This window comes from Coleofasciculus sp. FACHB-542 (genome assembly GCF_014695825.1).
Taxonomy (GTDB): Bacteria; Cyanobacteriota; Cyanobacteriia; order Cyanobacteriales; family FACHB-T130; genus FACHB-T130.
Map to the genome: position 1 here is coordinate 86,470 of NZ_JACJPB010000031.1, position 12,846 is coordinate 99,315.

Below are 12,846 nucleotides of genomic sequence, written 5' to 3' on the forward strand. Positions count from 1 at the left end.
AAAAAGAGCGATCGCTCTTTTTATCCTCTTTTGTTTGACTGCATTTTTAGCTAAATGATTGTAGTAGCCAGCGAGTAATTGCCCCATCATCCTCAGATTCGCTGCGTTGCAGTGCTTCTTCAACGAGGGAAAGTGTCAATCCCGGTAACACCAACGACTCCTGGATTTCGCCACTCCGCCCATCGGAAATTGAGAATGCGATCGCATCCCCAGTTTCTACATCAACAACCCAATATTCAGATATTCCTAACCGTTCATAGAGTAAACGTTTGCGCCCTAAATCATCATTGAGCGTTGTTGCCGCAATTTCCACTACCAATGTTGGGGGTTCAAACTCATTTAAGTCTATTGGAGAGTTTGAACGCGGTGGAAATACAAATTCTGAGCCAATGTAGAAAGCAGAATCAGGTTGGCATTCGCCCACCCCTGATTTCCTGAAACTGGTATTAACTAATTCATTAATCCGAATATTCCTGACTGCTGCATAAAGAATCACTACCTTAGACATGATAGAATTATCCTGCCCATGACTAGAACCAATTGGCATTGTTTCAATCCTCATGTAGCCCCGATCGAAATAAAACCTACCATTTTCATAAGCAGGATTATCAGCTAGTACAATAAATTCTTCCCAAGGTGCTTTTATCCACGTATCTGTCACTAAATTCTGTTGTACAGCCGCTGATGAACTAGAAATCATAATCCACCTCTACAATCTCGGTATATTCAAACTCGTTAGGACTTTGCCTAACTAAATCGTAATCGTTTCCGTTTAATTCAATCGAATCTTTTTCGCATTCCGGCTTAGAAGAGTAATAAGTCAATACATATTGCCTACCAATCCGAGTAGCGATTTCTGCGGCTACTTCACCGCGCCATTGAGTTTTAGTGACTAAAACCACTAACTGATTTGCTAATCTGGGAATCGTCTTCGCAATTTGCCGCCGATAAATTTCATCCAAACTTCCGAAGGGAGAATCCATCACAATTGGAAACGTGCTGCTATCTGGTACCATCAGCATTTCCTTATGACTCCACTCGCGAACCCTATCGATAATGCTACCGATAAACGATAAGCTGAGAATTTGATTTTCTCCCGTAGAAGCGGCAACGGGTGACTCTGAACCGGCGGTATTTTCTACTAATGTTAGCTCGTATTTTTCACTAAGCTTGGGGATATAGGGGGTAAAGGAAATCTCACTAAATATTTCTTGTACCCGCTTTTCTAACTGCACGCGGAACTGTTGATCCAAACGCGATCGCACTTCGGTTAATCGCTCAATTGCATCCTGGGTTGCAGCAATTCGTCGCTGGGCTAGCGCTTGCTTTGCCTCATTCATCTCATGTTTGGCAATTTGCTTCCCTAAGTTTTCAACTTCAGTTTGAATATCTGCAATTTTTTGTCTATTTTCCCCTTCTTCTAAGGTTAAATCTCGAATTTTTGCTTCAATTTCATCTAATCGCTTTTGGAAGTTGCGAATTTCCTCACTGGGATCTTTCCTTAACTTCTCTCTAATTTCATCTAGCTGCGTCTCTATTTGAGAGATTGTTTGTCTAAACTGATTGATATTTCCTTGCTCTGTATCCACCTCTTCCCAAAATGCTGGTGCTTGCTTATCAATTTCATCTACTTGGGCACTCATGCGAATCGCGGTTTCCTCAACAGCCGCAATTCCCGCTTTATCCAACCAGCTTTCAACACTTCCATAAGCAGCAGTTCCCTCAGGCAATTCCGTACCGCAAATACAGCGTTGTTGAGATAATAAATTTGTGACAAATTGCCGATCGATGCCCGATGGTAACTCGCCTCGCTGCCGCAAATTATCAATAATTGCTCGGAATGCTGCTGTTGCCTCGGATAATAAAACTGTGTAGCCTTGGGTTGAAATAGCCCGTTTTAAGGCTTCTTGGCTTCTTTTGAGATTTTGTTGATTTACGGCTTTTTGTTCTTCCAGAGATTTTCGTTCTTCTTCTAACCTTTTAGCCGCATCGAGTTCCCGCAACTGGTTGCTAATTTCTTTTTTGAACGTCTGTTGAGCTGCTAACTCTTCCCCTATTTCAGTTTGACGATTAGATAAGCGATCGCTTTCTTTCTCTCGCTGCTCTTTCTTCTTTAATAACTGCTGAGTTTGAGAGTCACCAATCGCTTTTAACTCAGCTTCTAGCGCTTTTTTCGTATCCTTCAGATGCTTGATAGCACGATTTAAAACTTCGACTCCCAAAAGTTTTTTCGTTGCTTCAGCAATTTCCTCCTTTTTCTCAGAGCGAACAATTTGCTCAATCCGCTCTCCATCAAAAAAGAAATACTGATGCAAACTTTCGGGTAATATTCGCCCAATAATATCTTCCGGATGTTGGGTAGGTAATCTCCATATTCCATCATCCCCGGCGATTTGCATATACAACTTGCTTTCGCCTTTCTCGATGGTTGCACCCTTATAAGCGCGACACTCGCGTTTTGCCCGGTAGCGCTTATCGTTATGCTCCCAAGTAACTTCTACCCAGCATTCTACTGGAAAGCCTGGTTTGGCTTCTGCAAGCGATCGCTTATTCACCAGCTGCTCTTGTGAAGCAAAAGCGGCACTAAATTTCTCGTACAATACCCACGTAAATGCATTTAACAGCGTTGTTTTTCCCGCACCATTATTGCCGTGGATAATCGTAGTATTTTCTTCCTCTCCACAGGAAAGCAAAATTTCTGGAGTCTTACCATAAAATTGCCGAAAATTGCATAATTTGATGGAAGTTAGCTTCATCGCACGACTTCCTTCACAATTGTCAAAATATCATCATTGATATTGCGCGGTTGTTTCATGTAGAGCTTATCTTTCTCCGCCTGTAATACTCGCTCAATGATTTGATAAACTTCTGATGGAGCTGTCGTAATTGGCTCCTGTACATCATTTAAATAGGGTTCTTTCGTCACTTGGCTTACCACCCTGCAAATAAACTCTATTTTATTTCTAAACCCAAAGGTACGCAAAGGTTAACTTTAAAAGATATTTTGTTAGAGAATTTTTACTGAATTGCGGTTTAATGTAAAGAATTAGAGGAGGCTCCGTGCTTAGCACTCCTTGGAAGCGATCGCTTTCGGGTGAGTAAGCCTCACGTTTTATCGCTTAAGGCTTTATTTAAAGACTGATGGAACCACCGATTGACCGAATTCGCCTGTCTCAAACAGCCAAAGATCAGCTAAGTAAGCTCAAGCGCAACACCAAAATCGATCAGTGGAATATTCTTTGCCGCTGGGCATTTTGTCGCTCTTTGGCAGAGCCAACAATCCCTTCGCCGGTACCAATTCCAGCAGATAGTAATGTCGAAATGACTTGGCGCGTCTTTGGGGGAGAATTGTCTGATATTCTGTTAATTGCCTTAAAACAGCGCTGCCACAACGATAGATTAGGAACCGATCGAGAGACTTTGGCGACTCAATTTCGCCTGCATTTGCATCGCGGGATTGGTTATTTAGCAGGCGATCCGAATATCAAGAAAATTGAAAATTTAATTGAAGTTGCTGAAACAATTAAAAATGAAAAAGCAAATTTTTAATTGTTTTATGGCATCGTCAAACCTTTGAGCTTTAGCTTTCTCTCTTCCTCGCTTAGCCCTTTGCACTGCACCAGTACGCCAAAACCACCCAATCCCGTTGGATCGATGAGCTGGTGTAGGGCGTCACGACGGCGCAGTACATCCATAATGCTTTGCTGCTCGGCAATCGGGCGATCGCTATGGGAAAGGGCAGCAATGCGATCGCCCAATCCCAGCGCCATCAGAAACAACGCCTGTTTCGTAAAACCCACCAATGCCAAGCCGCATCGATCGCCCCAACGCTCCAAAGCGGTAAAATCCACATGAGCGGTGATATCCTGTTGCCCAATCTGCACGTAAGGATCGTTATGGTGCCGATGCTGGTAATAACATTGAAGCGTCCCCTGACTCCGCTGAGGATTGTAATATCGAGCCGCTGGGTAGCCGTAGTCAATCGTCAACAAATACCCGCGCTTCAGCTTATCGGCAACTGTACTCAGCCAAGCACCAGCGGCTAGATTAATCTCGCTGCGATAGCCATCTGCATAGGCAGCAGAGGGCAACTCAAGCCCCACTAAATCAAAATACTCAGTCAGTTGAGGCGTAGAAAGTTCGCCGATTACTTCCTCAAAATGGGTTCCATCCGGCATGGTGACATAGATTTCTTGGAGCTTCCCTTGCGCGATCGCAAACTGATGCACCGGCAATGCATCCACCAACTCATTAGAAAAAAAGCAGCCGGTGATGGAAGCGCTAGGTATCTCCTCCAGAGAACACCACCTGACGGGTGTAGCGCCTTGCGTTTGGGCGAATTCTGGGGCGAATATTGGGGCTAATTTCTGCAACACCTGCTGCTGTTGAGAAATTAGCCCCGCTGCCTTTTCAACGATCAGGTACTCTAAGGCATGAAAGAATGCTGGATGATGCTGGTGTAAATGCAGCAGAATATCTGCTGCTAGGAGTCCTTGTCCCGCCCCCATTTCCACAAGCGTAAATTGCGCCGGACGTCCCAAAATGTCCCACATTTGGACAAATTGCTCGGCTAGCAGTTCGCCAAAGTCGGCACCCAGATTGGGAGCGGTAAAAAAATCACCTTCCGGCCCAATGTTGACGGCGTTTGTGGCATAGTAGCCGTAGTCCGGCTCGTACAGCACCCACTCCATATACTGAGCAAAGGTAATCCGCTGGTTGGGACTGTTGGCAATTCGCTGTGCAATTAAGCTCAAGAGCGATTCAGACTCGTGCATCAACGATTCTTTCAACCTTCAACATTTACAGTTTTGAGGAAGTCTTCCACTTCAGCCGTTGTTGGCTGTGCAGCGATCGCTCCCGGCTTCATTGCGGTGATCCCACCCACTGCATTTGCATAAGTCACCACCTGCTTTGCCATTTCAGCATCAGCGAGATACTGAATGCCGTGTTTGCACAACTGATCGATGAACCCGGCAAGGAACCCATCCCCCGCACCCGTGGTATCAACCACCTTGACGGAAAAAGCTGGCACCTTGTCTTCATTCCCGCCCAAGCAGTAAGCACAGCCTTTTTCACCGCCGGTCACTAAAACGCCCTCTACTGAATCCAGACGGTAAGCGATCGCGCCAGCATCGGTGGTTTCAAATAACCATTCAGCTTCTTCGTCAGTGATTTTGAGGAAATCGACGTGCTTAATAAGTTCCTGAATCATCGGTTTGGAATCGCTGGGATCGGGCCAGAACATATCGCGCCGATTCACATCTAGCACAATTTTGACATTGTACCGATCTGCCAGTTCCAGGGCTTTCGTAATTGCCGCTCGCGCATCAGGGTACGCTAACTCCAGGCTTCCCAGGACGAGAAAATCAGCGTTTTCAAACAAAGCTTCTGGCAATGCAGACGCTTGTAGGTGCGTATCGGCAAATTCTGTCGTGTCACGAGTTTCTTTTGCAGAAGTAGCGCTAACGCCAAATGCGGCAAATTCTCGTTCGCCCGATAGCGATCGCACCACATAAACTTGCCGCGTCGGTGCGGTGTCATGGCGCTGCACGCCCGTACTATCCACACCCACTTCCTGCAACAACTGCACCAACTGGTCTCCCGGCTGATCTTTACCTACACAGCCGATAAATCCAGAAGGGGTTCCCAACTTCACCAAAGCACACGCCACATTTGCGGGTGCGCCGCCCGGATAAGGCGTCCAAGATTCGACATCTTCAAGCGATCGCCCCAGTTGATCGGCTAGACAATCAAACAAAATCTCTCCGAGGCAGAGAACGCGGGGATGGGTCACAACTGCACTCCTTGTCAACATGAACTCAGCCTACCAGAGCCTCTACCCCCTAGATCCGGATATTCACAGAAGCTCAAGATGATCCCAGCCTTTTTTCCGACTCCCAGAGGTGGGAGATATTGTCTCAATCCCAGTCACGAACGGGCTTACCCCCAAAGGATCTTCTAAAATTAAAGAGATAGTAAGTAGATATAACTAAGGAAAAAATACTTATGGCTGGTAGCGAGACTTATACCCCTGCGACACTCTCCGAGCGAGAACTGCAAATCATTGAGCTAGTTGCTGCTGGCTTAACGAATCATGACATCGCCCAAAAGCTGGAAATCAGCAAACGAACCGTGGATAACCACATCAGCAATGTATTGACCAAAACCAAGACTGACAATCGGGTGGCGCTGCTACGCTGGGCTTTGCAATGGGGCAAAGTTTGTATCAATGAAGTCAACTGCTGTACCTTGCCCACACCGGCGGATGAAGTGATTTCCTAAGCAAGCAACCGGGAAACCCTGCGAAAAAAGACAATCGTCATTAGTCATTGGTCATGGGTTGTTGGTTATGGGTTGTTGGTTATGGGTTGTTGGTCAGTCAATTATTGTGAATTGTGAGATTAGCGAATTCATGGCGAATTGTCAATTGCTTTTCAATTTGTCAATGGCTAATTCGCTAGCAAACGAATCAATCAGGGTCGCGGATTCAATAACCTACATCCCTTCACCTCGTAGATTGGGTTAAGCGATCGCGTTACCCAACGCTACATTCAGTACTCTGGTTGGGTGGTCGTAACATCAAACGCCACATCGAAAGGGCGGGGGGAATCCCCGCCCTTTTGACGTACTTCCCCAACCAGACTGAAGTTATTTAATCTCTATTCCGAAAAACTAATGACAAATGACTAAACACAAGCGTTATCTGCCAGTTTTAGCAGTTGGTTTGTTCGCCACCTTGAGTGGATGTCGCGATCGCGGCTTGCTCACTCCACCTCCGCAACTGCTGGGAGCCTCCCTCAACAGCTTAGCCGCCGAACAAGAACCCCAATTTTCTTACGATGGTCGCTACCTAGTCTTTACCTCAAGCCGTCAAGCCCATCGCGGCGTCTATCTTTACGACGTTCAGCGCCGTCGCCTTATCCCTCTCCCCGGACTCAACCAATCGGGTGTCATCCACGAACAACCAGATATCAGTGCCGATGGTCGCTACATCGTCTACATCTCCGAGGAACGGGGCAAACCAGATGTTTTCGTTTATGACCGCCAAAGCCTGCAATCTGAGGTCATTACCGACAATATTCTTGGTGAAGTCCGCCGTCCCACCATTAGCGGGAACGGTCGATTTATTGCCTTTGAATCCAATCGTTCCGGGCAGTGGGACATTGAAATTTACGATCGTGGCCCCAGTGTCGAATTATCCTTACCCACCAGTCGTTCGGCACCTCTAAACAGCCCTGAAGCCCCCGCCTCAACCACACCAGCGGCTCCCAATTGATGGACGCATCCCACTAAAGTTAAATAGCAGGGGTTGACCTGCTGTAGAGACATGATTAACCGCGAGTCTTCTGCAACCCTTCTAAATTTGGCTGACTCGGTAACTTTACGCTTCGTTTGTGATAAATAAACCGATGCTCTAGAAGTTCTTGTATCTGCGATTACGTTCCAACTTAACACTGACGATTGCTTTAGGCATAAGTCCGAAAAAACAATCGCGATCGCGGACGATTTTTTACAATCGGAATATTGATTAAAAATCACTTATCATAAAAATAATTTTACTTGATAAATCTAACTAAATAAATCATGGTAAACCAAATTTCAACGTAACTAGGGAAATTTTTCCTAGAAAAGTGAAATGTTCTTGTTGATGAATGCTCGCAATGCTTAAGGAAACCGAATCAGCTTCTTCTTTGGAACAGCCATTAACCGTCTTACTCGTTGACGATCAAGCTCTGGTTGGTGTAGCAATACGTCGGATGCTTGCCACTGAAGAAGATATCATTTTTCACTATTGTAGTGAACCGACTCAAGCAATTCAAATGGCGACAGAAGTTGCTCCAACAGTCATCTTACAAGATTTAGTAATGCCCGAAATTAACGGGTTACTGTTGGTGCGATTTTTTCGGGCTAATTCCGCAACGCGAGATGTTCCGATTATTGTACTTTCAGCGAAAGAAGATCCAGCAGTCAAAGCGGAAGCCTTTGCTCTGGATGTAAATGACTACTTGATAAAACTGCCAGACAAAATTGAGCTAGTCGCTCGTATCCGCTACCACTCCAAAGCCTATATTAACTTTATCAAACAGGCTCGGTTGCACGCCCAAGTAGAAGCACAAGTCGAGATGCTTAGCGAGAAATCTCGACAACTGACTGAAGCATTAACACAACTGCAAAATACTCAAGCTCGGCTCATTCAATTTGAAAAAATGGCGAGTTTGGGTCAACTGGTTGCCGGTGTTGTCCACGCCATCAACAACCCAGTTAATTTCATCTACGGCAACCTCACTTACTTAGATGAATATACTCAAGCTTTATTGGATTTGTTGGTAGTTTATCAGCAAGAATATCCGCAGCCGTCTTTAAGGATTCAGGAACAGGCAGAAGAAATCGATCTAAATTTTCTAATTGAAGACTTGCCCAGAATGTTGTCTTCCATGAAAGTAGGCGCTGACAGAATCTGTCAGATTGTTTCGAGTTTGCGTAACTTCTCGCGCTTAGATGAATCAGCGATGAAGCCGGTCAATATTCATGAAGGAATTGAGAGTACTTTATTAATATTGCAGCATCGACTGAAAGCTAAAACAGAACATTCGGGAATTCAGATCCTCAAAGAGTATGGGAATTTACCCCCGGTAGAGTGTTATGCCGGACAACTCAATCAGGTGTTTTTAAACATTCTCAGCAATGCGATTGATGCCTTGAATGATTATGACAAAGAGCGATCGCCTAGTGAAATCAGAAACCATCCCAGCCGGATCGTCATCCAAACCTCAATTGTCAGCACTCAGGGTTCGGCGGTCAGCGAACACACAACTGACAATCAAACAAATAATCAACAGGACGCACACGGCACAGTGGTGCCCCTAGTTGCTGATAAAGTAGCGATTCGGATTATCGATAATGGGCCGGGTATCGCTTCCGAAGTAAAGTCACGCATTTTTAATTCTTTTTTCACCACTAAAAATGTGGAAAGAGAAACAGGGCTGGGATTAGCCATCAGCTATCAAATTGTCGTTGAGAAGCATGGTGGAAGCTTGCAATGCTTTTCAGAGCCAGGAAAAGGAACAGAATTCGCAATCGAAATTCCCATTCAGCAGCCTGCTCATCAATCTACCTTGCTGGAGTAGCCTTTCAACAACTCAACCGACAAAATCCCAACGTGACCGGCTTTTGAGCGCGAGTAGCACGAGTGGCAATCTCACAAAAATTTGCAACGGCTCAAAGGCGTAAACGCTAAAGTTGAAAAACATCCCAGTTAATCTATCTGCTTTTGGAGTAGTTCTACTCTATGACTACTGCTTCTGCTTCTTCTCAGACTGGCAACTTCTGGAGCTTTGACTGGAGCTTTGACTCCCCAGCTCCTCAACCGACACAAGATGCCGATCTCCTCAGGACCCTGAACTTTGTTCCTGGGCTAAAGGAAATCCTGATGCTGCGTCAGGTTCATGCCTTAGAACACGCCACGGTTTGGGTCTTGAGCGACACCTGTAACTCCCCGAACGCCAGGGGTGCATCAACCTCCAGGCAACTAGATAACAACACTCTAGGAGGTCTTTCCACCGACCAAGGATTTTACCTCTACGGTCAAGTCAACAGCGCTGATTTGCATCGTGCTGTTCGCACTGCCCTCCGGCGCATTACCCGTGGAGAATGGAACCTCGCCGTGCATCCGCGTTGCGGCACGAATTTGTCAGTCGGGATGCTTGTCACCGCCGGACTCGCCTTGGGTATCCATCTCGTCCTGCCTCGTGGCCCCATCGAGCAACTTTTGGGTTTAGGCATCGCTACCACCGCTGCTGCCCAATTAACGCCCGATCTGGGCGGTCTTGCCCAACAATACATTACAACCTCCATTCCCTTTAATTTGGCGATAGAAGACATTTCGGCAACGCCTGACATCTGGGGTCGTCCCGCTCACTTCGTCCGACTGCGTTGGATCGAACAGTAATAAAACTTAAAGACTGGGAGGCTCAGCAGCTCCCGATCGAGTAGTACGCTGTACCTTAATGACGTAAGGGAAAAAACACTTATGGTTCAACGTGGTTCAAAAGTTCAGATTCTCCGCAAAGAATCTTTCTGGTTTCAGGATACTGGGACTGTTGCTTCCATAGACCAGAGCGGCATCAAATACCCAGTGATTGTCCGTTTCAATAATGTCAACTACGCTGGCGTTAATACCAACAACTTTGCCATGAACGAAGTGGTAGAGGTTGAAGCACCCAAGGCAGCAGGGAAGAAACCCACTACTGCCGCTTCCGGTGGCAAACAAACCACCATCGACGAGCGGACTCGCAGAACAGGTCAGGGCAACCGAGTTCTTGATGGGAAGGCCAGCGCTGCACCAGAGTCTGGAGAAGGTAGCTCAGTTGTACAAGGCTCTCCCAATCAGGGAACTGACTCACGTTAAGTTGTGCCAGAACTGCCTGAAGTTGAAACAGTTCGCCGGGGTCTAAATAAATTGACCCTGAATCAGGAAATATGGGGTGGCGATGTGTTGCTTGAACGCACAATTGCCCACCCCCTTTCCTCTGTAGATTTTTTGGCTGGGCTTGCCGGTTCAGTTATTACTCAGTGGCACCGGCGTGGTAAATACCTGCTGGCAGAACTCTCCTCATCTGCCTGGTTGGGCGTTCACCTGCGAATGACGGGTCAGCTGCTATGGCTTGACTCGCAGGAATCACTCCAGAAACATACCCGAGTGCGGCTGTTCTTTACCAGTGAGAAGACCAGTGAGAAGGAGTTGCGCTTTGTTGACCAGCGAACCTTTGGCAAGATGTGGTGGGTACCGCCAGGAACACCGCCAGAAAGCATCATCACTGGTTTACAGGTTTTAGGCCCCGATCCCTTTTCCACAGCGTTTTCCGTGGAGTACCTGGCGCTGGCACTGCAAAATCGCCGCCGTCCCATCAAAACCGCCTTGCTGGATCAATCGGTGGTGGCTGGAGTCGGCAATATCTATGCCGATGAAGCGTTGTTTCTCAGTGGTGTGCCACCCAAAACCCTTTGTGCCGATCTAAAATTAGCGCAAATTGAGCGTTTGAGAGGGGCAATTATTCAAGTGTTGCAAGCCAGTATTGAGGCTGGGGGAACGACTTTTAGTAACTTTCTCAACGTGCAGGGCGTTAACGGCAACTATGGCGGGGTCGCCTGGGTTTATAACCGCACGGGTGTCCCCTGTCGAGTTTGTAGCACACCGATTGAGCGCATTAGATTAGCCGGACGCTCCGCGCATTTTTGCCCCCAGTGTCAACGCTAGAATGTCAGCCCTATAAAATGCAGATGGGCAGGGGTGCCGAGGGGAGGGAGTTATCAATTCGCGATTGGCGATTAGACAATTGACTTCAGGTTTAGGGCTGCTTCGTTGAGGTTTTGGGTGCCCGCTTTGGTTTGCCCGATCCCACTCGCCGTTTCTTTTGCTCCCTGGTTGAGGACGTTCATGGCATCAACGACTTGTTGAATCGCGATCGCTTGTTGTTGGGCACTCAAGGCAATTTGTTGGCTGTTTGTAACTACATGGTTGATGGCGTTCGTCATCCCCGTGAAGGCATCCGCAGTTTGATGAGAGAACTGTACCCCGGCTTCCACCGTCTTCGTGCCCTCCGCTGTCACTTTTACGGTTGAATTAATCGCGCGTTGGATGTCAACGACGAGGGTGTTGATTTCTTGCGCTGACTTCTTGCTTTGATCGGCGAGTTTCCGAATTTCCCCCGCCACCACCGCAAATCCCTTACCATGTTCTCCAGCCCGAACCGCCTCTACAGCAGCATTCAGCGCTAGCATATTTGTCTGGTTCGCGAGATCGCTTACCAAGTTTGTAATGTTGCTAATTTGATGAGTTTGTTCGTTCAATTGCAGAATTTGAGCCGCGATCGCTTCTACCTTCTCGCTGAGCGTCGCCATCCCTCCCAGAGTTTGCTGCACGGCTTCGGTTCCCCCTTCTGCTAATATCAGAGCCTGATGCGCTCCCGCAGAGGCTGCAATCGGCTTGTTGCGCCGATTGCAGGGAAGAAGTCCCCAACTCATCCATCGTTGTCGTGGTTTGATTCACCGAACTGGCTTGAGAGACAGCGATGCGTTCTTGCTGTTCAACGGTGCTAGCGATCGCTCTGGAAGAGTGCGCGATCGCATCGACGATCTCATTAATCTGCTGGCTGATGCGCGAAGCGATTAACGAACCAATTCCCAAAGCAAATATTGCGGATAATCCGGCACCGAGCCAAACTACAATCGTGAGCCAGTACATCGCAGTATCTTGTTGTTTAGCTTGTGCCGCTAACTGATAATTTGCTTGTTTAAGCATATCCTCACGCCAGTCATTAATTCCCAGCATTCGTATAGACTTCGTTAACTCAACAGCCTCGGCAATCTTACCGCTATCGAGCAAGTTGAATATCTTTCTAGACGCCTCATCAATTTTCTGACCCGCCTCAATAATTTTAGTCAAATTTTCTCGTTGCTGAGGGTCTTGAATCTCTCCCTCTAAAAATCTAGATGCTTCTCGAAATAACTTAATTCCTTCTTCGTAGGTTTTCTCGTAGCTTTTCTCCTTGGGGAAAACCACATGACCTCTAGTATTCCGTACCATTACGGATATTCCAAGAATCATTTCATCTATTTGTATAATATTGTTTTGTATGGATTTGACCTCTTCCGCAACTTTAGCGACTTTGTGAATGTTGTAATGCACCACTCCAGCCACGCCCATTGCCAATAAAATTGGAACAGAATATCCTAGGGCGTGTCATCAATTCAACCAGATGACCGTAGCAGCGAGGTGAATCGCACCGAGAAAGTTAACCGCACGCTTGTCGTAGCGCGTTGCAATCGCTCGATACTGCTTGAGTT

Annotated in this window: 14 protein-coding genes and 1 pseudogene; 7 read left to right on the forward strand and 8 right to left on the reverse strand. The window is 46.9% G+C overall.

What is annotated here, in order from left to right; all coding sequences use genetic code 11:
- Window positions 1-46 precede the first annotated feature (46 nt).
- Genes H6F52_RS10815 through H6F52_RS10825 form a run of 3 tightly spaced genes read right to left on the reverse strand, consistent with a single transcriptional unit; the run spans window position 47 to window position 2,926 of the window.
- Window positions 47-700, reverse strand: a complete 654-nt coding sequence (locus H6F52_RS10815) for a Uma2 family endonuclease (protein WP_190534488.1) — start codon at window positions 698-700, stop codon at window positions 47-49.
- Window positions 690-2,756, reverse strand: coding sequence for an AAA family ATPase (locus H6F52_RS10820; RefSeq protein ID WP_190534491.1), 2,067 nt, complete (start codon window positions 2,754-2,756; stop codon window positions 690-692). The genes H6F52_RS10815 and H6F52_RS10820 overlap by 11 nt, the downstream gene beginning before the upstream one ends.
- The gene (locus H6F52_RS10825) at window positions 2,753-2,926 is read right to left on the reverse strand and encodes a hypothetical protein (RefSeq protein WP_190434928.1); all 174 of its coding nucleotides are present in this window, start codon (window positions 2,924-2,926) and stop codon (window positions 2,753-2,755) included. Before H6F52_RS10825 ends, H6F52_RS10820 begins: the two co-directional genes overlap by 4 nt.
- A gap of 215 nt (window positions 2,927-3,141) precedes the next feature.
- Here H6F52_RS10825 and dndE point away from each other — a divergent pair, with 215 nt between their 5' ends.
- Complete coding sequence (gene dndE / locus H6F52_RS10830) at window positions 3,142-3,549, forward strand: DNA sulfur modification protein DndE (RefSeq protein ID WP_190428657.1); 408 nt, start codon at window positions 3,142-3,144, stop codon at window positions 3,547-3,549.
- Window positions 3,550-3,554: 5 nt separating this feature from the next.
- On the opposite strand, the gene H6F52_RS10835 is transcribed toward dndE, so the two are convergent.
- Both H6F52_RS10835 and H6F52_RS10840 read right to left on the reverse strand, forming a co-directional pair.
- Window positions 3,555-4,775, reverse strand: a complete 1,221-nt coding sequence (locus tag H6F52_RS10835) for a class I SAM-dependent methyltransferase (protein WP_190534494.1) — start codon at window positions 4,773-4,775, stop codon at window positions 3,555-3,557.
- 11 nt (window positions 4,776-4,786) lie between these two features.
- Window positions 4,787-5,794 carry a PfkB family carbohydrate kinase gene (locus H6F52_RS10840; RefSeq protein WP_190534497.1) on the reverse strand — a complete coding sequence of 336 codons (1,008 nt, stop codon included), beginning with the start codon at window positions 5,792-5,794 and terminating at the stop codon, window positions 4,787-4,789.
- Between the two features lie 212 nt (window positions 5,795-6,006).
- On the opposite strand from H6F52_RS10840, the gene H6F52_RS10845 reads away from it, so the two are divergent.
- The 6 genes from H6F52_RS10845 (at window position 6,007) to H6F52_RS10870 (ending at window position 11,257) form a co-directional block, all read left to right on the forward strand.
- Window positions 6,007-6,282 (forward strand): LuxR C-terminal-related transcriptional regulator, encoded by a 276-nt coding sequence (locus H6F52_RS10845; RefSeq protein WP_190411022.1) that lies wholly within the window; start codon window positions 6,007-6,009, stop codon window positions 6,280-6,282.
- 400 nt (window positions 6,283-6,682) lie between these two features.
- Window positions 6,683-7,276, forward strand: coding sequence for a PD40 domain-containing protein (locus H6F52_RS10850; protein WP_190534500.1), 594 nt, complete (start codon window positions 6,683-6,685; stop codon window positions 7,274-7,276).
- Window positions 7,277-7,661: 385 nt separating this feature from the next.
- Window positions 7,662-9,128: an ATP-binding protein gene (locus H6F52_RS26090; RefSeq protein ID WP_190534504.1), complete on the forward strand. Its 1,467-nt coding sequence runs from the start codon at window positions 7,662-7,664 to the stop codon at window positions 9,126-9,128.
- Between the two features lie 161 nt (window positions 9,129-9,289).
- Window positions 9,290-9,949: a DUF6391 domain-containing protein gene (locus H6F52_RS10860; RefSeq protein WP_190534507.1), complete on the forward strand. Its 660-nt coding sequence runs from the start codon at window positions 9,290-9,292 to the stop codon at window positions 9,947-9,949.
- Between the two features lie 81 nt (window positions 9,950-10,030).
- Window positions 10,031-10,408 carry a photosystem I reaction center subunit IV gene (locus tag H6F52_RS10865; protein ID WP_190411026.1) on the forward strand — a complete coding sequence of 126 codons (378 nt, stop codon included), beginning with the start codon at window positions 10,031-10,033 and terminating at the stop codon, window positions 10,406-10,408.
- A gap of 3 nt (window positions 10,409-10,411) precedes the next feature.
- A complete protein-coding gene (locus tag H6F52_RS10870) occupies window positions 10,412-11,257 on the forward strand; it encodes a DNA-formamidopyrimidine glycosylase (RefSeq protein WP_190534509.1) in 846 nt (281 codons plus the stop codon).
- A 71-nt stretch (window positions 11,258-11,328) separates the two neighbouring features.
- On the opposite strand, the gene H6F52_RS26415 is transcribed toward H6F52_RS10870, so the two are convergent.
- The 3 genes and pseudogenes from H6F52_RS26415 to H6F52_RS10880 form a co-directional block, all read right to left on the reverse strand.
- The gene (locus H6F52_RS26415) at window positions 11,329-11,901 is read right to left on the reverse strand and encodes a methyl-accepting chemotaxis protein (RefSeq protein ID WP_347276206.1); all 573 of its coding nucleotides are present in this window, start codon (window positions 11,899-11,901) and stop codon (window positions 11,329-11,331) included.
- Window positions 11,825-12,586: a hypothetical protein gene (locus H6F52_RS26420; RefSeq protein WP_347276207.1), complete on the reverse strand. Its 762-nt coding sequence runs from the start codon at window positions 12,584-12,586 to the stop codon at window positions 11,825-11,827. Before H6F52_RS26420 ends, H6F52_RS26415 begins: the two co-directional genes overlap by 77 nt.
- A gap of 159 nt (window positions 12,587-12,745) precedes the next feature.
- Window positions 12,746-12,846: pseudogene (locus tag H6F52_RS10880) on the reverse strand (IS5/IS1182 family transposase); the annotation flags it as partial.